At 69.0% G+C, this 24287-nt stretch carries 24 protein-coding genes; 5 read left to right on the forward strand and 19 right to left on the reverse strand.

Translation table 11 applies throughout. The features are described from left to right. Window positions 1-25: 25 nt before the first annotated feature. From ACIRG5_RS11640 to ACIRG5_RS11690, 11 genes are all read right to left on the reverse strand, one after another. Window positions 26-1252 (reverse strand): acyl-CoA reductase, encoded by a 1227-nt coding sequence (locus tag ACIRG5_RS11640; RefSeq protein ID WP_402903666.1) that lies wholly within the window; start codon window positions 1250-1252, stop codon window positions 26-28. Then, entirely contained in the window at window positions 1249-2304 is a 1056-nt protein-coding gene (locus ACIRG5_RS11645; RefSeq protein WP_402903669.1) for an acyl-protein synthetase, read from the reverse strand. The genes ACIRG5_RS11640 and ACIRG5_RS11645 overlap by 4 nt, the downstream gene beginning before the upstream one ends. Then, complete coding sequence (locus ACIRG5_RS11650; RefSeq protein WP_402903672.1) at window positions 2301-3674, reverse strand: AMP-binding protein; 1374 nt, start codon at window positions 3672-3674, stop codon at window positions 2301-2303. Before ACIRG5_RS11650 ends, ACIRG5_RS11645 begins: the two co-directional genes overlap by 4 nt. Further along, window positions 3671-4405 carry an SDR family NAD(P)-dependent oxidoreductase gene (locus tag ACIRG5_RS11655; protein WP_402903675.1) on the reverse strand — a complete coding sequence of 245 codons (735 nt, stop codon included), beginning with the start codon at window positions 4403-4405 and terminating at the stop codon, window positions 3671-3673. Before ACIRG5_RS11655 ends, ACIRG5_RS11650 begins: the two co-directional genes overlap by 4 nt. Then, window positions 4398-4637 carry an acyl carrier protein gene (locus ACIRG5_RS11660; protein ID WP_319976228.1) on the reverse strand — a complete coding sequence of 80 codons (240 nt, stop codon included), beginning with the start codon at window positions 4635-4637 and terminating at the stop codon, window positions 4398-4400. Before ACIRG5_RS11660 ends, ACIRG5_RS11655 begins: the two co-directional genes overlap by 8 nt. A 29-nt stretch (window positions 4638-4666) precedes the next feature. Then, the gene (locus ACIRG5_RS11665) at window positions 4667-5365 is read right to left on the reverse strand and encodes a UDP-N-acetylglucosamine acyltransferase (protein ID WP_319976229.1); all 699 of its coding nucleotides are present in this window, start codon (window positions 5363-5365) and stop codon (window positions 4667-4669) included. A 110-nt stretch (window positions 5366-5475) separates the two neighbouring features. After that, a complete protein-coding gene (locus ACIRG5_RS11670) occupies window positions 5476-6846 on the reverse strand; it encodes a hypothetical protein (RefSeq protein WP_402903679.1) in 1371 nt (456 codons plus the stop codon). A 97-nt stretch (window positions 6847-6943) separates the two neighbouring features. Beyond that, the gene (gene serS, locus ACIRG5_RS11675) at window positions 6944-8191 is read right to left on the reverse strand and encodes a serine--tRNA ligase (protein WP_402903681.1); all 1248 of its coding nucleotides are present in this window, start codon (window positions 8189-8191) and stop codon (window positions 6944-6946) included. A gap of 172 nt (window positions 8192-8363) precedes the next feature. Then, window positions 8364-8816 (reverse strand): DUF350 domain-containing protein, encoded by a 453-nt coding sequence (locus ACIRG5_RS11680; protein ID WP_402903684.1) that lies wholly within the window; start codon window positions 8814-8816, stop codon window positions 8364-8366. A gap of 21 nt (window positions 8817-8837) precedes the next feature. Beyond that, a complete protein-coding gene (locus tag ACIRG5_RS11685) occupies window positions 8838-10001 on the reverse strand; it encodes a glutathionylspermidine synthase family protein (RefSeq protein WP_402903686.1) in 1164 nt (387 codons plus the stop codon). Window positions 10002-10007: 6 nt separating this feature from the next. Further along, window positions 10008-10700, reverse strand: coding sequence for a hypothetical protein (locus tag ACIRG5_RS11690; RefSeq protein ID WP_402903689.1), 693 nt, complete (start codon window positions 10698-10700; stop codon window positions 10008-10010). A 192-nt stretch (window positions 10701-10892) separates the two neighbouring features. On the opposite strand from ACIRG5_RS11690, the gene ACIRG5_RS11695 reads away from it, so the two are divergent. Further along, complete coding sequence (locus tag ACIRG5_RS11695; protein ID WP_402903691.1) at window positions 10893-11915, forward strand: septum formation family protein; 1023 nt, start codon at window positions 10893-10895, stop codon at window positions 11913-11915. Then, window positions 11912-12262, forward strand: a complete 351-nt coding sequence (locus tag ACIRG5_RS11700) for a metallopeptidase family protein (RefSeq protein ID WP_402903694.1) — start codon at window positions 11912-11914, stop codon at window positions 12260-12262. The genes ACIRG5_RS11695 and ACIRG5_RS11700 overlap by 4 nt, the downstream gene beginning before the upstream one ends. Window positions 12263-12656: 394 nt before the next feature. Here the strand turns inward: ACIRG5_RS11700 and ACIRG5_RS11705 are convergent, their stop codons facing one another. Further along, window positions 12657-13259, reverse strand: coding sequence for a TetR/AcrR family transcriptional regulator (locus tag ACIRG5_RS11705; protein ID WP_402903697.1), 603 nt, complete (start codon window positions 13257-13259; stop codon window positions 12657-12659). A gap of 86 nt (window positions 13260-13345) precedes the next feature. Here ACIRG5_RS11705 and ACIRG5_RS11710 point away from each other — a divergent pair, with 86 nt between their 5' ends. Next, window positions 13346-14128 carry an MBL fold metallo-hydrolase gene (locus tag ACIRG5_RS11710; protein ID WP_402903700.1) on the forward strand — a complete coding sequence of 261 codons (783 nt, stop codon included), beginning with the start codon at window positions 13346-13348 and terminating at the stop codon, window positions 14126-14128. On the opposite strand, the gene ACIRG5_RS11715 is transcribed toward ACIRG5_RS11710, so the two are convergent. Together ACIRG5_RS11715 and pheA are read right to left on the reverse strand one after the other, a co-directional pair. After that, a complete protein-coding gene (locus ACIRG5_RS11715) occupies window positions 14122-14718 on the reverse strand; it encodes a histidine phosphatase family protein (RefSeq protein ID WP_319976241.1) in 597 nt (198 codons plus the stop codon). The two genes, ACIRG5_RS11710 and ACIRG5_RS11715, sit on opposite strands and share 7 nt — an antisense overlap. Further along, complete coding sequence (gene pheA, locus ACIRG5_RS11720) at window positions 14715-15605, reverse strand: prephenate dehydratase (RefSeq protein WP_402903704.1); 891 nt, start codon at window positions 15603-15605, stop codon at window positions 14715-14717. The genes ACIRG5_RS11715 and pheA overlap by 4 nt, the downstream gene beginning before the upstream one ends. 135 nt (window positions 15606-15740) lie before the next feature. Between pheA and ACIRG5_RS11725 the strand changes: the two genes are divergently transcribed. After that, window positions 15741-16259, forward strand: a complete 519-nt coding sequence (locus ACIRG5_RS11725; RefSeq protein WP_402904894.1) for a macro domain-containing protein — start codon at window positions 15741-15743, stop codon at window positions 16257-16259. A 48-nt stretch (window positions 16260-16307) separates the two neighbouring features. Here ACIRG5_RS11725 and ACIRG5_RS11730 read toward each other — a convergent pair whose 3' ends face one another. Next, entirely contained in the window at window positions 16308-16745 is a 438-nt protein-coding gene (locus tag ACIRG5_RS11730; RefSeq protein WP_402903707.1) for a GNAT family N-acetyltransferase, read from the reverse strand. Between the two features lie 118 nt (window positions 16746-16863). Between ACIRG5_RS11730 and ACIRG5_RS11735 the strand changes: the two genes are divergently transcribed. Next, window positions 16864-17481, forward strand: coding sequence for a response regulator (locus ACIRG5_RS11735; RefSeq protein WP_402903710.1), 618 nt, complete (start codon window positions 16864-16866; stop codon window positions 17479-17481). Here ACIRG5_RS11735 and ACIRG5_RS11740 read toward each other — a convergent pair. Genes ACIRG5_RS11740 through ACIRG5_RS11755 form a run of 4 tightly spaced genes read right to left on the reverse strand, consistent with a single transcriptional unit; the run spans window position 17459 to window position 24000 of the window. After that, window positions 17459-18565 (reverse strand): GAF domain-containing sensor histidine kinase, encoded by a 1107-nt coding sequence (locus ACIRG5_RS11740; RefSeq protein WP_402903713.1) that lies wholly within the window; start codon window positions 18563-18565, stop codon window positions 17459-17461. The two genes, ACIRG5_RS11735 and ACIRG5_RS11740, sit on opposite strands and share 23 nt — an antisense overlap. A gap of 5 nt (window positions 18566-18570) precedes the next feature. Then, window positions 18571-21564: a thiol reductant ABC exporter subunit CydD gene (gene cydD, locus ACIRG5_RS11745; RefSeq protein WP_402903716.1), complete on the reverse strand. Its 2994-nt coding sequence runs from the start codon at window positions 21562-21564 to the stop codon at window positions 18571-18573. Beyond that, window positions 21564-22535 carry a cytochrome d ubiquinol oxidase subunit II gene (cydB, locus tag ACIRG5_RS11750; protein ID WP_402903719.1) on the reverse strand — a complete coding sequence of 324 codons (972 nt, stop codon included), beginning with the start codon at window positions 22533-22535 and terminating at the stop codon, window positions 21564-21566. The genes cydD and cydB overlap by 1 nt, the downstream gene beginning before the upstream one ends. 10 nt (window positions 22536-22545) lie before the next feature. Next, window positions 22546-24000: a cytochrome ubiquinol oxidase subunit I gene (locus tag ACIRG5_RS11755; RefSeq protein WP_402903722.1), complete on the reverse strand. Its 1455-nt coding sequence runs from the start codon at window positions 23998-24000 to the stop codon at window positions 22546-22548. Between the last annotated feature and the right edge of the window lie 287 nt (window positions 24001-24287).

The following is a 24287-nucleotide window of genomic DNA, read 5'->3' on the forward strand; positions in this document are numbered from 1 at the left end:
CCGGCCGCTTGTCGTGTGTGGACTGTCAGCTTTGGACGGTCACCAGGCGGGTGAACTCCGCGGGCAGGTTGAAGCCGTCCCAGTGGTCGGAGAACGTCAGCGCGTTGCCGAACGGCACGATGCGGTCGATGCCGCGCCCGGCCAGTTCGTGCGCCAGCGCCTCCAGCTCCTCCTGCGAGAAGCCGAACACCGACAGAGTCTGGTCCTTGCGCTGCACCATGGGCACCAGCGCGGACAGCATCGGCAGCGTGGCGAACGGGAAGGTGCCCGCGCCCAGCCACTCGCGCGGCACGTCCGCCGCCGCCGTCAGCTCCAGGGTGGCGACCGCGTTGCCGTCGAAGGAGATCGACTTCGCGTGGCCGTCCGCCGCGACACCGTAGGCGGAGACGCGCTTCTGCACCGCCATCGCCGGTTCGACGACGTGGTTCTTGGCTTCGAGCACCTTGGTCAGCTCGGCACGGAACTCGGTCCGCGCCTGCTGGCCCGCGACCTCGTCACCGACCCAGAACAGGGCGCGCGGCGACGAGCAGGCGGCCTGGTCGAACCAGTAGGAGTCGTTGTAGAAACCCACGGCCACTTCGCGCTTCTTCTCCGGCGTGGCGGAAACCCAGCCGTCGACGGAGATCAGGGCGAACGAGGCGCGGTCGGGGAACGTGACGTCGCGCGCGTGCGGCGCGAGCGGCATCTTGCGCACCTCGTTGACGGCACGGTCGCCGCCCCAGATGACGCGCAGGTCGCACGCCGCGGACAGCGCGGCGGTCACCTTGTCGTCGCGGTCGTAGGTGACCATGACCTGGGTCTGCGCGACGGCCGGGTGAGCGTCCTTCAGCGCGTCGTTCAGCGCCTCGACGACAGCTTCCGCCGCACCGGCCGAACGCGGCGAGATGCGCACGACGTTGCTGTTGCCTGCCAGCGCGGACAGCGCCCACGAGTACACGAAGATCGTGTCGACGTTGGCGGGCGGGATGTGGAAGACGAGGCCGCGGCCGAAACGCAGCACGCCTTCCGGAGTCTCCAGCTGGCGCAGCACCTTGTTGATCTCGCCGCGGCGCAGGAAGAAGCCGAGCGACGCGAGTTCCGGGTAGCGGCGGGCCATCTGCGGGGCGAGCAGCTTGCGCGCGAACTTCACCAGGAAGTCGACGATCCGCTCGTCGCCGACCTTCAGCCGGCCGTCGGTGGGCTCGCCGGAGATGCTCGCGAGGAGCTCGTCGACCGAGGAGACGTCAGATCCTGCCGGGAAACGGCGCTTCATGAGGCCACAGCTCCAGAGAAGGTGTCCGAACAGCCGCGGGCCTCGGCCCGCGGGAGCCTGCCGAGCACGGAGAACCGCTTGCCAGGCCAGTCGCCGTCGTCGATGCCGTGCACCACACCGAGGTCCTCGGTCAGCAGCACGTGGCCCGGGTAGCTGCGGGGCAGCGTCGAGATGACCTCGATGACACCGGGAACGCCGACGGGCTGCTCCTCCCAGGTCTCCGGGTTGCGGATGATGACGTCCGCGAAGTCCGGGCAGTACAACGAGTTCCCGGAGCGACCCTCCAGGAAGACCGTGCCGATCTGCTCGATCATCCCGTAGTAGTTGTAGATCTGGGTCAGGCCGGTGTCCTCGGCGAAGCGCTTGCGGAACTCCGCGTTGTCGACCGCGATGTCGATGAGCTTCTTCCAGCCACCGGAGTGGATGAGGATGCCGTTCGACAGGTCCAACTCGTGCTCACGCGCGACCTCGTAGAGGTACTGCCACACCATGAAGGTGAAGCCGAAGATCAGGAACGGCTCGGAGCCGTGCTTGGCGAGGAACTCCTTGACCGCCTCGACGTCCGGCTGGTCGTTCTCGTCCAGCGCGTAGACGTGGCTGCGGCCGAACGTCGCCATGCCCAGCACGCCGGCGCCGCGAGCGGAGAACGAGCGGCGGTTCTTGATGATGCTGATCGTGTCGACCATCAGCATCGGCAGCCGCTTGCCGCCGAGGACTTCCTGCAGCGTCGCGCCGAGCTGGCGGGTCTGCACCCCCGCGGCGTCCTTGTCGAGGTAGATCCGGGACGCGCCACCGCCGGTCGTGCCGGACGACGTGAGCACCTTGAAGACCTCGGAGTCCGGAATGGACTTGAGCTCGTGCGTCTTGAACATGCGCACCGGCAGCCACGGCAGGTCGTTCAGCGACCCGAACTTCTCACCTGACTTGATGCCGAGCGACGACAGAATTCGGTCGTACTGCTCGGAGTTCGCGCGGTGGTGCTCGGTCAGCTCGGTCAGTTCGGCCAGCAGCGCGGTCTCGCGCTCGGCCTGACTGCGTCCGAAGACGCTCATACCTGTGCCTCCAGTGACCGGTAGTCGATCTTGCCGCTGGGCAGTTGCGGGAAACCCTCGGCCGGACGCACGTCGAAGCCCGTGACGTGCAGGTGCAGCGTCTCGGACAGCAACTTCGCGGCCTGCTTGCAGGTGTCCTTCTCGGCCCTGTCGAGGAAGACGACGACCTTGTCGCCCGCGGGCACGGCGGCGGCTGCGCCGAAGCCCTTCACGATCTGCTCCAGGTCGTCCAGGTTGACCCGGTTGCCGAACACCTTGCCGATTCGCTTGAGCCGGCCGGTGATGTAGAGGTACCCGTCGGCGTCGAGGTAACCGAGGTCGCCGGTGACGAGCACGCCGCCGGTCTCGTCGCCGAGAGCGAGCTCGGCTTCGGACTCGGCGTAGCCCATCATCACGTTCGGCCCGCGGTACACCACCTCACCGGCAACACCGGGCTCGGTGATTTCGTTCCCTGCCTCGTCGCGGATCGCGAACGTGCCGCCGGGTAGCGCGGGACCCGCGGAGCCGAGCTTCTCGGTGAGCCGGTCGGCCGGCACGGTGGCCATCCGGGGCGCGGCCTCGGTCTGGCCGTACATCACGAACATCTGCCCGCCGGCGGCGCGCATCTTGTCGTTGAACTCGGTGACCAGGTCGGTGCGGAGCTTGCCGCCCGCCTGCGTCAGAGTGCGCAGCGTGGGGTACTTGGCCGGGTCGAACCGCAGCCGGCGCAGCATCTCGTAGTGGTACGGGACACCTGCGAGCGACGTCACGCCGTACTGCGTGACCGCGTCCCAGAACGGCCGTGCCACGACGCCGGAACCCTCCAGCAGCACCGTCGCGCCCTTGCGCAGGTGGCTGTTGAGCACGGACATGCCGTAGCTGTAGTGCAGCGGCAGGCTGGTCGGCGCGACCTCGTCCTCGTCGATGCCGAGCACCTCGGCGATCGCGTCGGCGTTCGCGAGGATCGCCGAGCGGGACAGCCGCACGAACTTCGGGTTCCCCGTGGAGCCGCTGGTCGGCAGCATCACGGCCAGGTCGGGGTGCGGGGCGACGCCGTCCGCGTCCTCGCGCACCCAGTCCTGGGAGTACCCCGGCGCGGGTTCGTCGTCGATGCCCAGCACGGCCGCGGGGCGGAAGCGGGACACGAGCCCGTCGAGCACCTCGCGGTCCTGCGCCGGGTCGAGCAGCGCGACGGCGCGGCCCGCCTCGAACGCACCCAGGTACCGCAGCACGCTCGTCAGGTCCAGGCCGACCCGGAGGAACAGCACCCCGGACGGCAGATCGGCGAGTTCCTTCGCCGCCTCGGACACGCGTCCGGCGAGCTCGGCACCGCCGAGCAGCTCACCGGTCGCGGCGTCACGCAGGCGGGCCTGAGCGTGCAGCAGCGTCACAGCACCAAACCTCCGTCGATCCCGAGCACCTGACCGGTGACGAACGAGGCGTCGTCACTGCTCAGGAATCGGATCACCTTGGCCACTTCTTCCGCGGTGCCGAGCCGGCCGAGGGCGGTGTCGCCCTTCACCCGCTCCAGCACCTCGTCGGACTGCTCCGAGATCAGGTCGGTCTGGATCACGCCGGGCGCGACCGCGTTGACCCTGATCCCGTGCCTGCCGAGTTCCTTCGCCGCGGACTTCGCGGCCGCGACCAGCGCCGCCTTGGACGCCGCGTAGACCATCTGACCGGCGTTGCCGCGCTCGCCGACGATCGAGCCGATCAGCACGATCGAGCCGGTGCGCTTGCGCATCATGGCCCGCGCCGCCGCCTGCACGGAGTTGATCGTGCCGGCGACGTTCGTGGTCAGCGTCCGGTTCACGTGGTCGTCGGTGAGCATGCCGATGAGGCCGCCCTCCAGCACACCCGCGCTGGCCACGAGCACGTCGATGCGCCCGTGCTCCTTCGAGATCGCCTTGAAGACGTCCTTGATCGCGGCGGAGTCGGCGACGTCGAGCGCCCTGCCGTGGACGCGTTCGCCCAGCTCGGCGGCACGCTTCTCGGTCGTCTCGCGATCGCGGCCGGTGATGACGACGGTCGCGCCCGCCTCGGCCAGCGCCGCGGCGGTGGCGAAGCCGATGCCACGCGTGCCGCCGGTGACGACCGCTACCTTGCCGGCGAAATCACTCACCCGCGCCGAGGCCCTTCAGCATGTCGACGGCGACCTTGAAGCTGCTCATGTCGATGACCTGCTCGGTCTCGAACTCGACGTCGAACTCGTCCTCGATGGCGGCGACGAGCGCCATGTGGCCGACCGAGTCCCACTCATCGATGTCGCGGTACTTCAGGTTCTCGACGTCAACCGAGTCGTCGAGCTGGAGGGCGTCCACGAAGACACCACGAAGACGGTCGTTCAGGGACATCGTTCTCTCGTTCTCTCGGACGGTCTGGGTCAGTGCTCGTTCGAACGCTCGGTCCACGCCTTGAGCAGCGCGGCGAGCTCCTCCGGCAGGCCGGCGGGAACCTCCGCCTCCTTGCCGGTCAGGAAACCGGTGAGAGCGGCGATCGCGGCCTCGTCGCAGCCGCGCCGCGACAGGCCGATGACGTTGACGCCGGTCGTGCGGGCCGGGTTGCCCAGGGTGATGGTGAACGCACCGACCTCCTTGCGGATGGCCGAGCCGAGCCCGATCATCGCGCCGGGGCCGATCTGCACACCCTGGTGCACGACGGTGCCGAGGCCGATGTTGGAGCCGCTCCACACGTGGCAGTGGCCGGCGATCTGCACGGCGCTCGTGATCACGACGCTGTTGTCGATCGTGCAGTCGTGCGCGACGTGCGCGCGGCCCATCACGTAGTTGTCGCTGCCCAGCGTCGTCGCGTGGCTGACACCCTGGTTGATCGTGACGAACTCGCGGATGCGGTTGCGGTCGCCGATCACCACGCCGGGGCCGTCGTTCTCGCCGTCCCAGCCGGCGAGGTGCGGCGCGCTCAGGTACTCGGCGGGACCGCCGATGCTGACGTGCGGGCCGATGAAGTTGCCGTCACCGATCCGGGCGGGCCCGGCGATGACCGTGTACGGCCCGATCACGTTGTCGTCGCCGATCTCGACGTCCTTGCCGATGATCGCGGTCTCGTGAATGCGGTTCGCCACTGATCCCCGTCCTGCCCGTGAGTTGATGTGTAACCCACGTCACCAGGGCACTTCCACCCGACGGGGCCGGTGGGCCACTCTACTTCACGGGCAGAACAGGGCCTGACCGGCTACGAGTTGAGCAGGCTCAAGCTCGCGTCCATGACGATCCGTTCAGTGGTGCCGGCGGCGGGCGTGACGGTGTCCGAGAACTTCAGCGGACCAGGCCACGCGTAGGAGACGCAGTAGCTGCCGAGTCCCGCGATGGCGTCGTCGTCCTGGTTCCACCCGGCCTCGTAGCCGGCGTGCAGGTTGCCGCCGGAACGCAGCGTGTCGTTGTCCGCGATGTAGCCCTCGCACTCGTTGGCGTATCCCATGACCCAGAGGTTTCCGGGGAACGCCGCGTGGAGGTTCACGTCGTAGGCGGACACCGGCTCGTGCGCGAGAGCGAGGATGCTCAGGCCGCCGAACCGCCAGCGCTGGATCGGCATCGGCATCGACGTGGGCAGTTCGCCCGCGTCGATCAGCTTCACCATCAGCGCGGCGTGCCGGCGGTTCGGGTCCGCCTGCGGCAGCACTATGAGCCGGAGCTTGTACTTCGCGCGGACCGCGGCCCGCACGGCCGGGTCTGCGGTGTTGGTGTGGAAGGGCAGGTCGACCTCGGTCATCGCCGTACTGACGGGTCCGGTGACGGCGTCGAAGCCGTCGTCACCGAGGAGGTCGACGACCGCCTGGCCGAGGACGGTGCCCAGCTGCTCGGTGGTTGCCGGGACGTGCGGGTCGTTCGCCTCCTGGTCGCCGCACGCGCCCTGGACGAACAGCGCGGGCACGCCCAGCTCGTTCTCGATCAGCTCGGACGCGACGGCCGGGAACTCACCGTCGAACACCTCGTCGTTGCCACGCGAGACCGGGTGGCACGCCGCTCCGAACACGACGGCGAACAGGTCGCCGTCGGTGTTGTCGAGGCGCAGCACCGGGACGGTGTCGAGCACGGCGAAGTCGTCCGCCACCCGGTTGTGGCCGATCTTGGCCTCGCCCTCGGCGTACGACAGCGTGACGTCGGTCCGCTCCAGGTCCAGCGTGTCGCGGACCAGCTGCACCAGCGCGTCGGTGATCAGAGACGTCGTGCCGTTGACCGCGTCGATGTCGGCCTGGGTCAGGCCCATCATCACCCGCGGGCTCGGCTTGGTGTCGCCGTACAACGGGCCCGAGTGCGTGTGGCTCGCCAGCAGCATCAGGTCGCTCGCGGCGACCAGTCCCTCGCCTACGAGGGTCCCCCTGATCGCCTGGTTGACGTCCCTCGGGATGCTGATGAGGTCCGCGCGCAGCAGGACTTTCGGCACGCCGCCGTCCCAGAGCACGAGGCACTGGGCACGTAACCGGCGGGCGATCGCGCCGTGGTTGCCGCGCGGGCTCCACCCGTACCCGCCCATCCACAGGCTCGGATAGGGCGGGTTCTCCGGAGTGATGTCGACTTCGCCGACCGCAGCTTGGAATGACATGACAACTAACCCCCTACTTGCCGACCCCACACCCCCATGTGGTGTTCTGCAAGAAGGACGCCGTCAGGCCCGGAGAAATACAGGTTTTGGAAAAGTTCTACCTGAGAACTTCCAGGCCGCCCATGAACGGACGCATCGCCTCGGGGACGACGACGGAGCCGTCGGCCTGCTGGTGGTTCTCCAGGATCGCCACGATCCACCGGGTGGTGGCCAGCGTGCCGTTGAGCGTGGCCGCGATCTGCGACTTGCCGTTCTCGTCGCGGTAGCGGATGTTCAGGCGGCGCGCCTGGAACGTGGTGCAGTTCGACGTCGAGGTCAGCTCGCGGTACTTCTGCTGCGTCGGCACCCAGGCCTCGCAGTCGAACTTGCGGTGCGCCGACGTGCCGAGGTCACCCGTCGCCGTGTCGATGACCCGGTAGGGCACCTCGATCTTGGCGAGCATCTCCTCTTCCCACCCGAGCAGCCGGGCGTGCTCCGCCTCGGCGTCCTCGGGCTTGACGTAGGAGAACATCTCGACCTTGTTGAACTGGTGCACGCGGATGATGCCGCGGGTGTCCTTGCCGTACGACCCTGCCTCGCGGCGGTAGCACGACGACCAGCCCGCGTACCGGCGTTCCCCGTCGAGGATCTCGTCGGCGTGGTACCCGGCGAGCGGCACCTCCGACGTGCCGACGAGGTACAGGTCGTCGTTCGGCAGGTGGTAGATCTCGCTCGAGTGCGCGCCGAGGAACCCGGTGCCCGCCATGATCTCCGGCCGCACCAGCGTGGGCGTGATCATGAGCTCGAACCCGTTGGCCGTGGCCTGCGCCGCCGCCATGTTGAGCAGCGCGATCTCGAGCTGCGCGCCGACGCCCTTGAGGAAGTAGAACCGCGAGCCGCCGACCTTCGCGCCGCGTTCCATGTCGATCGCGCCGAGCTTGGTGCCCAGGTCGAGGTGGTCCTGCGGCTCGAAGTCGAACACGCGCGGCTCACCGACGGTCTTGACGACCACGAAGTCGTCCTCGCCGCCGACCGGCGCGTCCGGGTGCACCAGGTTCGGGATCCTGGCCAGGAGCTCCTGGACCTCGTCGTTGGTGGCGTGCTGCTCGGCCTCGGCGGCCTTGACCTCTGCGGCCAGGTCCTTCGCCTTGACCAGCAGGGCGGCGCGATCGTCGCCCTTGGCCTTGCCGACCTCCTTGCCGAGCACCTTCTGCTCGGCGCGCAGGGTGTCCGCGCGGGAGATGGCGGACCGCCGGCGCTCGTCCGCGGACAGCAGGCTGTCGACGACGCCCTCGTCCTCGCCACGGGCACGCTGCGAAGCGCGCACGGTCTCCGGGTTCTCGCGCAACACCTTGAGGTCAATCACCCTGAAAAGGGTAGACCCCACCTGATCCTCACTTCACCCGGATATCCGGTTCGCGCTGTTCAACGGAGGACAACGCGGCCGGACGCGACCCACCGGCCGAGCTGACCGTCACCGCCCCCGCCAACGCGAAGGGACCCGGCGCCTGAGCACCGGGTCCCTCGGCGAAGCGGTACTAGATGATCGCGACGGCCACCACGAGGCCGAGCGCCACGTGCGCGGCGGCCACGACGACGGAGGCCGGGGCGAAGCGGTCGGTCTCGATCAGCGAGCCGATGTCCAGGCGGGTCACCCACTCCAGCAACCGGACGGCCGCCACCTGCACGATGATGCCGAGAAGGCCGTAGATCAGGGAGGAGAGCAGACCCTCGTCGAGCTTGCCCGCCGAGCTGTAGATGGCGACGACGACGATCAACGCCATCGACACGAGGCCGGAGGCGGTCACGATGACGGCGTTCGGGGCTCCGTTGCGGACGAGGGCGGACAGCTTGCCCGGCGTCGTCCAGTCGATCGCGTAGAAGCCGAACACCATGAGGATCAGACCGACGACGGCGTACAGCGCGATCGCGCCGATGCCCCGGCCGATTGCCGAGCCGAAGCCGGGGTCCAACGCGAGCGTGTAGTCCATTTCCCGTTCCCTTTCGGAGTCTTACTCAACAATTCGATGCGGCACGAACGCCGCGCCATCGTCGGTCACCAGACCGACCGTTTCCCGGATGCCGAGGCCGGCCGACGTGTCGCCGACGACCCAGGCACCCAACGCGGGGCGGTAGCCGTCGAACTCCGGAAGCGGATCGAACAGCTGGTAGACGAAGCCTTCCTTGCCGTACACGCCGCCGGTCTGCGTTTCGTAGCCGGGAGCGACGATCTGGATGTTCGACCCCTCGCGGCCGAGCAGCGGCTTGCGCACGTACTCGGTGAGCATGCCGGGGTCGTTCAGGAAGGCGGGGAGCAGGTTGGGGTGGCCCGGGTACATCTCCCACAGGACCGCGAGCAGCGCCTTGTTGGAGAGCAGCATCTTCCACAGCGGCTCGATCCACAGCGTGCCGGGCAGCGACTCGACGGCGTGGCGGCCGAACTGCTCCTCGACCACCCACTCCCACGGGTAGAGCTTGAAGACCGTGCCCATCGGGGCCTCTTCGAGGTCGACGAACCGGTTGAGCAGCGTGTCCCAGCCGACCTCCTCGATCGCGAGGCCCACGGTGTTCAGGCCGGCTTCTGCGGCCGTCTCCTGCAGGCAGGCGATCGTGAGATGGTCCTCGCCGGACGGGTCGGCGCCCGACCAGGTGAAGTGCAGCTCGCCGGAAGGCAGCTTGGCGCCGATCTCCGTCCACCGCTCGACCAGGCGCTCGTGCAGCGAGTTCCACTGGTCGTCGTCCGGGAAGACGTCTTCCTTCCACTGCCACTGGATGTAGCCGGCTTCCAGCAGCGACGTGGGGGTGTCCGCGTTGTACTCGAGCAGCTTCGCCGGACCCGAGCCGTCGTAGCGCAGGTCGAAGCGGCCGTAGACGTGCGGGTCGCGCCGCCGCCACGACTCGGCGATGTGCGGCCACACCCACTCGGGGATGCCGAAGTCGCGGTACCGCTCGGTGAGCACCACGTTGTCCACCGCGTCGAGACACATGGAGTGGAGCAGTTCGACGTCGGCTTCGAGCGAGAGGATGTCGCTCATCTCGAACACGTAGTGCACCGACTCGTCCCAGTACGGACGGTCGGCGCCGTTCGCGTACTTCGCGGGCAGGCCGAACACCAACCCCTGGTCAGAGACCGTCCGCTGCCAGTTCGGCCGCGGCTGCGAGGTTTCACGACGCAACTGTGCTCAGCCTCCGCTGCTCTTCGAGCCGCTGCTCACGCCGAAGCCGCCGCGCTGGACCGACGTGCCCGACTTGGTGCTGACGTTCGCACCCTTCGGGATCGTGTAGCTGCCGCCGGTCACCTTCTGGCCGACCGCGCCCGAGCCGCCGTAGTTGTAGCGGTACGAGCTGCCACCGATGTAGATGAAACCGCCGCTGCTGTAGCCGCCGTGGCTGCTGTAGTACGACTGGTCGCAGTAGTCGTCGTCGACGATCACGTTGTTCGAGTCGGTGCACTGCGCCGTGACGTTCTTGGGGCTGGCGGCCGCGTACCAGATCGCGACCAGCGCGATCACGCCCACGGTCACGCCACCGCCGATGAGCAGGCGCTTGCGCGTCTTCCGCTTCTTCTCGAAGGCGGCGGACTCGGCGGCGAACCGCTCCTGCTGCGCCTTCAGCGCGGCGGCACGAGCGCGTTGCTCGGCGACCGTCGCCTGGCGCGGCTTCGTCATGCCGGCCTGTTGCTGGCGCACCTTGCCCTTGGCGGGCGGCTGTCCCGGCTGGTTCTGGCCAGGCTGAGGTGCCGCCGGCTGGTACGGCGGCGGCTGCTGGCCTGCCTGCTGAGGCTGGCCTGGCTGTTGCGGCTGGCCGGGCTGTCCCGACGGCGACCCAGGCTGGGGCGTCGGCTGGCCAGGTCCTGGCAGGTTGTTGTCAGTCATCACCACTCCCGCGGGCAAGGTACCTAGCGAGACAGCTGAAACACGGCCAATTCAGGTACGAGTGTCCTAATAGCAACACTCGACCCAGCCCGGCGCACAGCCGTCTCACACGGCACGGGCATCATGGTTGAGATGTCTCCGAGCGCCGGTTGGTTGAGTCGATCTGGTCACATCCGCGACACGCGGCTTGTGATGGTCGGCGCTTTCGTGGGCGCGTTCGGCTTGTTGATGTTGTCCGCGTTCACGTCTGTGCTGGCAGGAGGCCCGCTCGGCGCCAAACGCGAGCTGGTCAACGCCGCGTACCAGGCCGTCGCGGGAGAATGCCTCAACTGGGAGAAACCCGACCTGTCGGACGCGCAGAAGGTCGACTGCGCCGCCGCGCACAAGTTCGAGGTCACCGGAACGGCGGACATCACCGCCGCGTACCCGAAGGAAGCGCCGTTCCCGAACGGCGAGGCCTGGGAGAAGATCGCGCAGGACAACTGCGCGCAGGCGTCGACCACCTACATGGCCGGCAAGCTCGACCCGAAGGGCAAGTACGGCGTCAGCACCTTGAACCCGGACGAGAGCCGCTGGTCGAGCGGCTACCGCCAGCTCAGGTGCGGTCTGCAGGTCACGGCCCCCTCCGGCGCCGCCCTGCCGTCGTTCGGCAGCGCGAAGACCCAGGACCAGTCGAACGTCTACGACCCCGGCGTCTGCGTCGCGCTCGCCGACAACAACACGGTCGGTGACCCGATCGAGTGCGCCAAGCCGCACGCGTTCGAGATCATCGGCGTCGTGCAGCACCCGGAGGGCGCGTTCGTGGCGCCCGAGCAGCAGGACACCGTGATGTCCGAGAAGTGCGCCGCGATAGCCACCGAGTACACCGGCGGCGCCGACCTGAAGGCCAAGAACCTGCTGATCACCTGGGACACGCGCGCCGAGGAGAGCTGGGCCGTCGGCTCGCGCAAGGCCAACTGCAAGATCGGCGCCGTCCCCCAGGGCGAGAAGCTCGTCGCGTGGGAGGGCTCCGTCCGCAACCCCAACGGCGCGCCGCTGACCACCGCGAACCCGCCGCAGACCACCTCGGTCAAGGCCCAGGCCGAACCCACCGGCGCCCCGCTGCACTCCGAGTCCGGCCAGCCGCCCTCCGGCGAGTCCGGCAAGCCCTCCGACTCGGGCAAGCCCGACAAGCCGTCCTCCAGCGCGCCCCCTTCGAGCACTGAGAACCGATGACCGTCGAGATGACCCGAGCTCGCTTCGACGAGCTGGTCGAAGAAGCCCTGGACCTGGTCCCGCCCGACTTCATGCACGCGATGAACAACGTCGTGGTGCTGGTCGAGGACCGCAACCCCACCGAGCCGTCACTGCTCGGGCTCTACCAGGGCATCGCGCTGACCGAGCGCAACTCCGACTACGGCGGCGCGCTGCCCGACCACATCTTCATCTACCGCGAGGCGATCCTCGACATCTGCGACAGCGAGGACGACGTGATCGAAGAAGTGATCATCACCGTCGTGCACGAGATCGCGCACCACTTCGGGGTGGACGACGCCAAGCTGCACGAGCTGGGCTGGGGCTGACCTGCGCTTCACCGCCGATCGCGGGCTGTTCGGCGACGGTGGAGGACCTGTCGCGCCGACGGAGCCGAGCCACCTGAACCCGCAACCGGACAGAGTCAGACACGCGGGCGCGTCGAACCTGGAAGCGCACTTCCTCAACGCCGGTGAGGAGATGCTGGACGAACCCACCGTCGAGCTGGAGTTGCTGTCGAAGGACGAGCCGACGCCTTGATCCTCGGCGCCGACGGCGACGGCTGGACCTGCAGTTCCTCCGATGACTCCGCGACGTGCCGCAGTGAGGCGCAGCTCCCGCCGGGTGACGACCTTCCTCCGATCGTCATCCGCGTGGACAACCACCCGGACTCGATGACCGGCAGCCCTGGCGACGGCCATCCGTTCACCGTCACCGTCCGAGTCAGGACTGGTCGAGTGCCCGCTCGATCGCCCGCCGCGCCCGGCCGGCCGCAGCCTGATCGTGCTGGAGCTGCATGGCCGCGTTCAACGCGAGCCCCGCGGCCAGGATCTCGAACAACGCCTGGTCGACGTCGAACCCGCCGCCCAGCTCACCGCCCCGCACCGCCGCGACCAGGTCCGCCCTCAGCTGTCCCTGCCAGCGCGACCACACCTCGGCCACCGCGTCCCGCACGGCGCCGGGCCTGCCGTCGTACTCGCTCAGCGCCGCGGTCATCAGGCAGCCGCCGGGCAGCAGCGGTTCGGCCAGGTAGTCGACGGAGTTCGCGCACACCACGCGCAGCCGCCGCAGGCCGGGCGGTTCGGTCAGGGCCGGTTCGACCACGCGGTGCCAGAAGTCGACGAACGCCTTGTCGAGCGTGGAGATCTGCAGGGTCTCCTTGGTGCCGAAGTGCTTGTGCACCCCGGACTTGCTCATCTCCAGCTCTTCGGCGAGGCGGCCGATGGTGATGCCGTCGAGCCCTTCCTCCGAAGCGATCTCGGCGGCGCGGCTCAGGATCCGGCCTCGGGTGAGGAGCGCGTCGGCTGCGGAGCGTCGCGGGGACATGCGGCCAGAATAGCGTACGTACGTTCGCTATTGATTTGGCGAACGCTCGTACTCTAAGTTCGGCTCACCGACGCGAGGAGTGTGAGATGCGAGTACGACGACTGGGCTGGGCCGGCATCGAGGCCGAGGCCGGCGGGGCGCGGCTGGTGATCGACTACGTCCAGGACCTGTCACCGCTGTTCACCGGCTGGCGGCCGGGGATCGGGCTGATGCCGCCGGGCGGGAAGGTCACCGCCGCACTGGTCACCCACCTGCACCGCGACCACACCGATGCGACGGCGCTCGCCGGGGTGCTGACGCCGGGAGCACCGGTTCTTCGCCCGGCGCCCGGCCTCGGCGACGACGTGGACAACGTGACGACGTTGCTGAGCGAGCACGAACTGGCCGGGCACCAGCTGGCCGCCGAGGTGGTGGACATCTGGTCCGAACGCGAGATCGGACCGTTCCGCGTCACCGCCGTCCCGTCCGTCGACGGGCTGGGCGATCCGCAGCTCAACTGGGTGGTGGAGGCGGACGGGCAGCGCGTCTTCCACGGCGGCGACACGATGTTCCACGGCTGGTGGTGGCTGGTCGCGCGCCGGTTCAGCCCGTTCGACGCGGCGTTTCTACCGGCCAACGGCGCGGTGGTGAACGCGCCACACCTCCAGCCGCCGAGCCCGGTGCTCGCCGCGATGGACCCGTTCCAGGCCGCCGCCGCGGCGACGATCCTCGGAGCCCGGCACGCCGTGCCGATGCACTACGAGCAGGAACAGCCGGTGAAGCTGCCCGGCTACGTCGAGGTCGCCGACCCGGAGGGTGAGTTCCGCGAGCACGCGGGGCAACGCGCGCACGTGCTCGCCGTCGGGGAGTGGCTCGACCTGGACTACTGAACCTCGACGCCCGCCCACGACCGGCACACCCAGCCGTCGCCGTCGGACTCCAGCACCACGACGCCGGTGTTCGGCAGCAGGTTCTCGGCCAGTTCCACCGGCACGTTCGATGCCAGCGCCAGCGCGCCCATCCGCCCGGCGCCACCGTGCGTCACGACCATGACGGTGCCATCCTGCCTGATCGACTCGACCGCGCCCAGGAACCGGTCCAGCACCTGCTGCCCGGTCTCGCCGCCATCGGGAAACGCCACGTCAAGCGCACCTTCGGCCCACTTGATGACGGTTTCCAGGTACGCCTTGTAGGCATCTGTGTCGTTGCGGCCCTCCAGCGAGCCGACCTGGATCTCCTCCACGCCCTGCAGGATCTGGACGGGCAGGCCGAAGCGTTCGGCGGTGGGCGCGGCGGTCTGCTGGGCCCGCAGGCCGATGCTCGCGTAGACCGCGACGATCTCCTCGGCGGCGAGGCCGTCGGCCAGTTCGCGGGCCTGCTTGCGGCCCAGTTCGGTGAGCGGGGGGCCTGGCATGGCCGTGTCCAGCCTGCGTTCGATGTTCGACGCCGTCTCACCGTGCCTGACCAGCAGCAACCTCACCCGCGCTCGCCCTTTCTGACAGCATCGACCCAGGAGGCGGCTGCGGCGAACTCGGCGTTGTGAGCCTCGACGGGCCCCTGGTCGGCCTTCGGGAAGGACCCGAGGAACCGGATCTCGCGCGAGTGTCGGTGCAGCGCGGCCAGCGCGTCACCGATCCTCGGCTCCGCGATGTGCCCCTCGACGTCGATGTAGAAGCGGTACGTCCCCAGTTTGCCCTTTTGGGGGCGCGATTCGAGGCCGGTGAGATTGATGCCACGCAACGCCAGCTCGGTGAGCAGCTCGGACAGCACGCCCACGCGGTTCGGGGTGGTCACGACGACGCTCGTGCGGTCTGCGCCGGTCGGCTCAGGCAACTGACCCGGACGCTGGAGCAGCAGGAACCGCGTGCGGGCGTCCGGCACGTCCAGGACGTCCGTCGCGTACTCGTCCAGCTTGTAGTGGTTCACCGCGACCGGAGCTGACACGGCCGCGTCGAACTCACCGCGTTCCACGGCGGCAGCGGCGGCCGCGGTCGACGAGGTGGCTATCGAGGTGACGCCGGGCAGCGAGGCGGCGATCCACTCGCGGACCTGGGCGAGCGCGTGCGGGTGCGACGCGATGGTGCGGATCTCGGGGGTGCCGGGACGCACCAGGACGCTGAACCGGACGTCCAGCACCGTCTCGGCCACCGCGACGACCGGTTCGTCGCGCACGAGCGCGTCCAGCGTCGCGGGCACCGCGCCCTCGACGGAGTTCTCGATCGGCACGCACGCGAAGTCGGTCGACCCGTCGCGCAGCGCGGCGAAGGCGAGCGGGATGGTCTCGACGGGGACGAGTTCACCCTCGAACCGCATGGCGGCCTGCTCGGTGAAGGTCCCCTGTGGTCCGAAGTACGCAATGCGAGGCACCCGCACACAGTAGAGGCGCGAATCACGCCTGTGTCGGGGGCCAATCCTGGGTTCCGCCGGGACCGTTCGAACTGGAATGCTTGGGGCGTGCCCGCTCTAGCGCCAGAACTCGTGTTGTGCGCGGTCGACGAACCGATGGCGAACGCCTGGCTCGCCGTCGCGGACGGCCGCGCCGGGGTGAGGGTGCACCGCGGGTCCGTTCTGGACATCCACGCGCAGGCCATCGTCAGCCCGGCGAACTCGCAGGGCTGGATGCGCGGTGGCATCGACGCCGTCTACGCCACGGCGTTCCCCCAGGTCGAGAACAACGTCCGCAGCGCCGTCCTCGCGCTGCACGGCGGTGAACTCCCGGTGGGCGAGGCGCAGATCGTGGCGACCGGCGAGACCGAACCGGCGTGGCTCATCAGCGCTCCGACGATGCGGCGGCCCGGCGAACGGCTGCCGGTCGACACCGTCCACCCGTACCTGGCCGCGCGCGCCGTGCTGATGCTCTGGCTCGGCGGTCGCCTGGAGGACGGTACGCCGGTGCGCGACGCCGTCCACACCATCGCGATGCCGGGACTCGGCACCGGGGTGGGAGGCGTCGCACCGTCCACTTGCGCCCATCAGGTCGCCGCCGCGTGGGACGAGGCGTTCAACCCTCTGCACGTCTGAGTTCCGGCTGTGCACAACCCTGTGGACAAAGCTGTGGATGCTTGTGGACTACTGCCGTGGCGCGACCCATCGTTCGAGGTCTATCTCGTCTGTGATGGGGATGCCGAACTCTCCGACAGCCGGGATCTCCGGTTTGAGTTTGCGCGCTTCACGGACCGCGTCCGGTCTCAACGCCGCCAGTTTGAACCCGCGGCGCTGGTAGAACCGGACCGCGTCGAGGTTGTCGTTGGTGGTCGTCAGGCGCACCCGGTTGCAGCCGATCGTGCGTGCCTGGCGGACCGCGGCGTCGACCAGCGCGGTGCCGACGCCGCGGCCTCGCCGAAGCGCGTCGATCGTGACGATCTCCAGCTGGTGGTTCGCCACCGCATAGGTCAGCAGACCCAGCACCTGCCCCTGCTTCTCCACGAGGAAGCCCGGCAGACTCGCCGGGAAGAACACCTCGCCGTGCGCGACGGCGGTGTGCGCTCCCCATAGCTCGAGGACCAATCGGGCGACAACTATGCGATCTGCTTCCTCGACCGGTCGTACCGAGCCTTCTGCCATGACAAGAACTGTGCCAATTTGAGTCACACTCAGGAACAGCCATTCGACGTACGGTGGATTCGTGCCAGTGCGCGTTTTGTTGGTTGACGATCACGAAGTAGTCCGCAGAGGTCTGCGCGAGATGCTGGACGACGAGCCGGACATCTCGGTCATGGCCGAGGCCGGATCCGTCGACGAGGCGGTGACCAGAGCAGCGGCGACGCCACCGGACGTGGCCGTCGTCGACGTCCAGCTCCCCGACGGCAGCGGCGTCGACCTGTGCCGTTCCTTGCGCGACCTTGGCATTCGTTGCCTCGTGCTGACCGCATTCGACGACGAAGAAGCGCTCGTCGGCGCGATCATGGCCGGGGCGTCGGGGTATCTGCTCAAGCAGGTTCGGGGTCAGGACGTCGTCACGGCCGTGCGCGAGGTCGCGGCTGGACGGTCCCTTCTGGACCCCGCGACCACAAGCCGGGTACTCGAACGGATGCGCAATCCGGCCCCGGTTGGCCTCACGGACCAGGAACAGCGCGTGCTCGAACTCATCGGTGAAGGCCTCACGAACCGCCAAATCGGTGAACGGCTCTTCCTCGCGGAGAAGACCGTCAAGAACTACGTGACGTCCGTTCTGTCCAAACTCGGCATGGAACGCCGTACGCAGGCCGCCGCCTGGGTGGCTAAACGGGGACGGACCAGGTGAGCGTCGTCCCGTTCGGCGAACTCACCACGCGGAAATCACCGCTCGCGGCCTTCGCCCGTTCGGCGAGGTGCCGCAGTCCGCGCTGAGTCACGCCGGACGGGATGCCGCACCCGTTGTCGGCGACGCGCAGCAGCAGATGCTTCTCATCGCGCCGTACGTCGATCTGGACGTGCGTCGCGCCTGAGTGCCGCACGACGTTCGACAACGCCTCACGCAACGCCGCCCGTGCGTCGTCGGCGTGCTTGCGCGGCACGTTCGCCAGATCACCGGCCACATGCAGGCGCGGCGCGAAGCCGAGCAGCTCACCGGCCGTGCGGACCTCGGCCTTGATCGAGTCGTGCAGGTCGGCCGAGTCGGCGGGGTCGGTGTTGCGCAGCTTGCGGACGGTCGCGCGGACCTCGGCGATCGTCTCGTCGACCAGGTCGACGGCCTCCTCGATGCGGGCGCGCTGACCCGCGTCGAGCTGCTTGCCCAGGCGCCGTTGCAGCAGGCTGATCTGCACGCCGGCGCCGTAGAGCCGCTGGATGATCACGTCGTGCAGGTCGCGGGCGATCCGTTCGCGTTCCTCGTAGACCGCGACGCGCTGCCGTGCGGTGAAGCCCTCGGACAGCACGACGGCGAGCCCTGCCTGGGCCGCGAACGCCGTCAGCACGTCCACCGTCTCCTGCGTGAACGGCGGCTTGTCCCTGCGGCGGTACACGGCCAGAGCGCCGATCTTGCGGTCCGAGGTGCCGAACGGGGCCACGGCGAACGGCCCGTAGTTCCGCAACGCCTGCGGCACGTACGGAGCCGTGCGCGGATCGTTCGCGACGTCGTCGGCCATGACGGGAACGCCCGTGCGCGCGGCCTTGGCGGCGGCACTGCGCGGGCTCAGGGTCGCGACGATCGGCTCGCCGCTGGACGCCTCGACGGTCAGCGTGCCGTCGTCGTCCTCCGTGGCGAGCATGGCCAGGCCCAGGTCGGCGTCCGCGATCTCCGCGGCCGCCTTCACCACGAGCCGCAGCACGTGCTCCGGGTCTTCCAGCGCCGCCGACGTGATCTCGGTGGACGCGACGAGCACGCGCCGCGCCAGAGAGGGGTCCATGGTCCTCAACGGTATGCGGGTGTGCCGAGGTCCAGCACCAGATCCGCCCTCGCCGCCTCGTCCGGGCGGTGCGTGATGTGCAGAACCGTCCTGCCGTCCTGCCTGAGCTGCCGCAACAGTCTGCGCGCGGTCGGTTCGTCGAGGTGCGCGGTGGGCTCGTCGAGCAGCACCACGTCGGCGTCGTGCAGCAACGCCCGCGCCAACGCCAGCCGTTGGGCCTCGCCGCCCGACACCTGGTCCGGCCTGATCACCGTGTCGAGCCGGTCCACCCACTCAGACAGGCACGCCTTGCGCAGCGCCTCCTTCAAGGCCTCGTCGTCGTGCTGTCCCGACATGCGCAGGTTCTCCCTCACGGTCGTGCTGACCAGCATCGGCTCCTGCGGGCACCAGGTCGCCCTGGGCAGCTCGACGATGCCGCGTTCGGGCTGCAGGAAGCCCAGGAGCAGCGCGAACAGCGTCGACTTGCCGCTGCCCGACGGCCCGACGATCGCCACGTGCGTGCCCGGTTCGATGGTGAGGTGGAGGTCCCGCAGCGTCGGCTCGGTCGCGCCGGGCCAGCGGACGTCGACGTTCTCCAGCCGGATCCGCCTGCCGCGTGGCTGCTCGGGGCGTTCCGGCGCGTCGAACTGCAGCCGTGCGCTCGCTTCCCGCAACGCCCTGCGCTGCTGAGCCGCCAGCGGGAGCGCGGCCAGCGGTTCGGCGAGGGCGAGCGGGACGAGACCGAGCACCGGGTTGCCGGTGGTGGCGCAGAGCAGGGCCGCCGCACCGGTCGCGAGCAGGACGATCGCCGTGGCCGCGCCAGTGCCGAACGCCTGCCGGCGGGTCTGTCCCGCGAGCTCGACGTCCTCGGCGTGCAGCTGGGCCAGCAGGCGGTGGTGGGCGTCGTGCGCGATGAGGTCCGGTGCGGCGGCGAGGGCGTTGATCGTCTCGCGGGCAACCTTGCGGCGACCCCTGGCGAGCTTCGTGCTGGCCCGCCGCTCGGTCCAGACGGCGACGGCGGGCGCCGCGAGTCCGGCCGCGAGCAGCAGGCCGCCCAGCGTCAGCGCGGCGACCGGGTCGATGAACGCGAACAGGACCGTGGTCGCGATGCCCGCGCCGATCGCCACGACCGGTGGCACCAGCACACGCGGCACCAGGTCGCGGACGGTGTCGACGTCCTCGACGAGCCGTTGCAGCCCGTCTCGGCGTTGCGTCCGCACGAGCCGCAACCACAGCTCCGCGCGCAGATCGTTCGCGAGACGGAACGTCTCGTCGTGCGTCACCAACCGCTCGATGTAGCGGAGCACGCCCTTGCTCAGGGCGAACGTCCGCACGCCCACGACCAGCACCGACAGCGTCAGGATCGGCGGCATCTCGGCGGCACGGGCGATCAGGTAGGCCGCCAGGGCGGTCAGCGCGATGCCCGCGGCGGCCGCGAGGACGCCCAGGCCTGCGCCCTTCCACGGGATCGGCAGGCGCTTCGGACGTTCCTGCTGCGTCTCCTCGGTGACGACCCTGGCGAACGTCTCGTCGTCGGTCGCCTCCTTCTCGCGGTGCGAGGCGAGGACGACCGCCGCCGTGTCGCTGGCTCTCTTGATCGCTTTGTCGACTTTTCGACTTGTCACCGGGTCGAGGTGCGCGGTCGGTTCGTCGAGCAGCAGCACCGTCGCGCCGTGGCGAACCCTCAGCAGGGCGCGCGCGATTGCGACACGTTGGCGTTCGCCCGTCGACAGGTCCGTGATCCGACGGTCGAGCAGATGAGCGGCCACGGCCTCGTCAGCGATCTGCTCGATGTCCTCGGCACCGGGAACCGTGAGTTCCAGTTCCGCACGCGGGGTCGCGGCGGCGAACGCGGGCTTCTGCGGCACGTAGGCGATGTCGCCGGCGACGAACGCGGTGCCGTCCGTCGGCTCCAGGAAGCCGAGCAGCACCTGGAACGTTGTCGACTTTCCGGCACCGCTCGCGCCTTCAAGTCGATAAATCTCCCCCGGCCGCACGTCGAAACTGATGCCGTCCGGCGCGAAACCGTCGCGGCGCAGCACGCGCAGGTTGTCGACGTGGACCGCACCGCCGGGCAGCCGCGGCCGCGTCTTGTCCTCGTGTTCCACGACCTCGGCTACTCGCCGGACCGCTTCCAGCCCGTCCTCGCTGGCGTGGTGGGCGGCACCGGCCGCACGCAACGGCAGGTAGCACTCGGGCGCGAGGATCAGCACGACCAGCGCGGTCATCAACGTCATGTCGCCGTGCACGAGCCGGATGCCGATGCCGACCGCGATCAGCGCCACCGACAACGATGCCGCGATCTCCAGCACCAGCGCGGACAGGAACGCGATCCGGAGCGTGCCCATCGTGGCCTTGCGGTGCTGCTCACCGATCTGCCGGACCGCGCCGGCCTGCTGCTTGGCGCGGCCGAAGACGGTCAGCACCGGGAGGGCTCGGAGCAGTTCGAGGAGCTGAGCTGAAAGCAGCTCGGTGACGTCGGCGGCCTTGCGGACGCGCTTCTCGGTGTACCAGCCGATCAACGCCGCGAAGACCGGGATCAGCGGCACGGTGACCGCGATCAGCACGGCCGACGGCCAGTCGGTGAAGAGGATCCACGCACCGGCCAGCGGCGGCACGATCACGGCCGTGACCAGCGCGGGAAGGTAGCGGGTGAAGTAGGCGTCGAGTGCGTCGAGGCCCTTGGTCGCGAGCACCGACAGCTCGGCCGTGCCGCGGTCGGCGATCCAGCCGGGGCCGCGTTCGAACGACTTGGCCAGCAGCTGGGTCCGCAGCTCTTCCTTCGCACCGGCGGCGGCACGGGCGGCGGCCGATTCCGTCGCCCACGACAGACCCGCGCGCGCCAGGATCGCCGCGGCCAGCAGCGGAAGGCCTTCGCGGGTCGTGATCACCGACGCCAATGCGACGGCCTGGGCGACGAGCGCCAGTGCGTTGAGGAACGCCAGCGCGCCCACCCCGACGAGGGCGCGCCTGGCGTTCCTGGAGAGCTGGGGCAGAGCTCCCAGCGGGCCTCGTTTCATCAGTGGGCTGCCGGGATGTGCTGAACGCCGATGCGCTTGCGGAACACCCAGTAGGTCCAGCCCTGGTAGATCAGCACGGCCGGCGTGCCGAACGCCGCCACCCACGTCATCACGGTGAGCGTGTACGGGCTCGACGCCGCGCCCGCCACGGTGAGCGAGTACGCCGGGTCCAGAGTGGACGGAAGGACGTTCGGGTACAGCGAGGCGAACAGCACCGTGACGGTCGCCGCGACGGCGAGCCCCATGAACGCGAACGACTGTCCTTCGCGCCCCACCCAGAGCCGCCACAACGCGAGCCCGGCGAACAGGAGCACCGGCAGCGCCCACGCCCCTGCGACGTACAGCAACAACGCCACCAGCGGCAGCAAGGCGACCGGTGCGATCCGCAACGCCACGAGTCGCGCACGTTCGCGGATCTCACCCTCGGTCTTGAGCGCCAAGAAGATCGCACCGTGGACGAGGGCGTATCCGGCGATCGCGAGTGCGCCGAGCACCGTCTCCCACTTGATCGCCGCGAAGGGCGAGCCGACCCGATCACCGGCGGCGTCGATCGGCAGGCCCGTGACGGTCGTGGCGATGATGAGCCCGACGCCGAGCGCGGCCACCCACGACCCGACGAAGATCACCGCGTCCCAGACCTTGCGCCAGCGCTCCGAGTCGACCTTGCCGCGGTACTCGAACGCCACACCGCGACCGATCAACGCCAACAGGAACAAGGTCAGTGGCAGGTACGCGGCGCTGAAGAGCGCCGCATACCAGCCGGGAAATGCCGCGAACGTGGCACCGCCCGCGACGAGGAGCCACACCTCGTTGCCGTCCCACACCGGCCCGATGGTGTTGATCATGACTCGGCGCTCGGTGTTGTCACGCCCCAGGAAGGGCAGCAGCATGCCGACACCGAAGTCGAAGCCTTCGAGGAACAGGTAGCCCAGCCAGAGCAGGGCGATCACGCAGAACCAGAGCGTCTCCACAGCTTCTCCCCTAGTACGCGAACGCCAGCGCGCCGTCGTCGGTTTTCGCGGGCATGACCCCGGCGACGCCACCGCGGACGTACTTGCGGATGAGGTAGACCTCGACACAGGCCAGCGCGCCGTACACGGCCGTGAGCGCGATCAGCGAGGTGAGGATCTCGCCGGGCGTCGACGCCGAGACCGCCTGGGCGGTGAACATCCAGACACCGTCCACACCGGACGGGTTGGGCACCACCACGAACGGCTGCCGCCCCATCTCGGTGAAGATCCAGCCAAAGCTGTTGGCGAGGAAGGGCGTCGCGATGCCGGCGAGCGCGGTGATCGGGAACCACTTCCCCCGCGGAACGCGACCGCCCCGCGTGAGCCACAGCATCACGAGGCCCAGTCCGGCCGAGATCGCGCCGAACCCGATCATCAGGCGGAAGCCCCAGTAGGTCACGGGAAGCGCGGGCACGTAGTCGATCGGCTTGCCGCTGAGTTCGCCGAGCCGATCGTCCACCGGGTAGTTGGTGCCGTACTTCTCCTGGTACATCGGGACGAGGTCCTGGATGCCCTTTACCTCACTGCTGAAGTCGTTGTGCGCCAAGAAGCTCAGCAGCGCGGGCACCGTGATGCTCTTGACGTTCTCGCAGTCGGGCCTGGTGACGTCACCGATCGCGAAGATCGAGAACGCGGCGGGTTCCTCCGTGTGGCACAGGGCTTCCGCGGCGGCCATCTTCATCGGCTGCTGCTGGAACATGAGCTTGCCCTGGATGTCGCCGCTGATCGCGAGGACCGCGAACGCCACGACACCGACCCAGGTGCCGAGCTTGAGCGAGCTGCGCCAGACGCCGGTCTCGTCCGACTTCTTCCACAGGTGCCAGGCGCCGATGCCGACGAGGAACGTGGCGGAGACCGCGAACGCGCCGGCGATGGTGTGCGGGAAGGCGGCCAGCGTCGTGTTGTTGGTCAGCACGGCCCAGATCGAGGTGAGGCGCGGACGCCCCTCGTCCAGCACGATGCCGACCGGGTGTTGCATCCACGAGTTGGCGGCGAGGATGAAGTACGCGCTGGCCATCGTGGCGAGGCTGAACGCCCAGGCGCAGGCGAGGTGGACCTTCTTCGGCAGCTTGTCCCAGCCGAAGATCCACAGTCCGAGGAACGTCGACTCGACGAAGAAGGCGACGATCCCCTCCATCGCGAGCGGAGCGCCGAACACGTCGCCGACGAACCGCGAGTAGGCGCTCCAGGCCATGCCGAACTGGAACTCCTGCACGATGCCCGTCACGACACCCATGGCGAAGTTGATCAGGAGGAGCTTCCCCCAGAACTTCGTCATCTTGTAGTAGCGCTCGTTGCCCGTGCGCACCCACGCGGTCTGCATCGCTGCCACCAGCAGCGACAAGCCGATCGTCAGCGGCACCATCAGGAAGTGATAGACGGTGGTGATGCCGAACTGCCACCGCGCGAGTTCGAGTACGTCCACGTCGACGAGCGTATGTGTGGATCACGGCCGTCATCAGGTACGACGGTCCCGTTCGGACTCGGGACCTAAGTCCCGTGCGCGAAGTCACGCCTTTCGGGTGACATGCGTCGGTTACGATGATTTCGCCAGAGGGGAGTAGTTCCCGCCGGAGTACGTTGCCGGTGGCGTGGTGATCGACATACTGATCCGCCTTCGAGTGGATCCGGTCCCACACCCGATGATCTTGTCGGGCGAACGAGACCTCCGGCCGGGTTGCAGCATGCCCGGTCGGGGTCTGTTGCGCCTCC

The sequence above is a fragment of the Lentzea sp. NPDC102401 genome, assembly GCF_044765805.1.
GTDB lineage: Bacteria > Actinomycetota > Actinomycetes > Mycobacteriales > Pseudonocardiaceae > Lentzea > Lentzea sokolovensis.